This window comes from Burkholderia sp. SR8, assembly GCF_052851275.1.
Window position 1 is genome coordinate 1 of sequence record NZ_JAULUC010000094.1, and the last position, 425, is coordinate 425.

Below are 425 nucleotides of genomic sequence, written 5' to 3' on the forward strand. Positions count from 1 at the left end.
GGCGTGCAGCTCGACGAAATCTCGCTGGCCGCGCAGTTCGGGCTGTCGCGCTCGCCGGTGCGCGACGCCATCGCGCGGCTGAGCAGCGAAGGGCTCGTCACGATCCTGCCGAACCGCACGACGCTCGTCACGCCGTTCGAGATCGAGGAATTCCCGAAATACATCTCGGCGCTCGACCTGATCCAGCGCGCGGTCACGCGACTCGCGGCCACGCAGCGCTCCGAAGCCGACCTCGCGAAGATCCGCAAGGCCGATGACGTCTACATGGAAGCCGTCGAGAGCGGCGACTTCCAGGCGATGTCGGAGACCAACAAGGCGCTGCACATGGCGATCGCGCACGCGGCGAACAACCCGTATTTCGTCGGCTACTACGAACGGCTGCTCGGCGAAGGGCAGCGCCTGCTCCATCTGCATTTCGACTTCAC

Annotated in this window: 1 protein-coding gene; it reads left to right on the forward strand. The window is 65.6% G+C overall.

Annotated elements, in window-relative coordinates:
• Positions 1–425, forward strand: a 425-nt coding sequence (locus Q3A80_RS31970) for a GntR family transcriptional regulator (RefSeq protein ID WP_446332762.1), incomplete at both ends; no start/stop codon positions are given.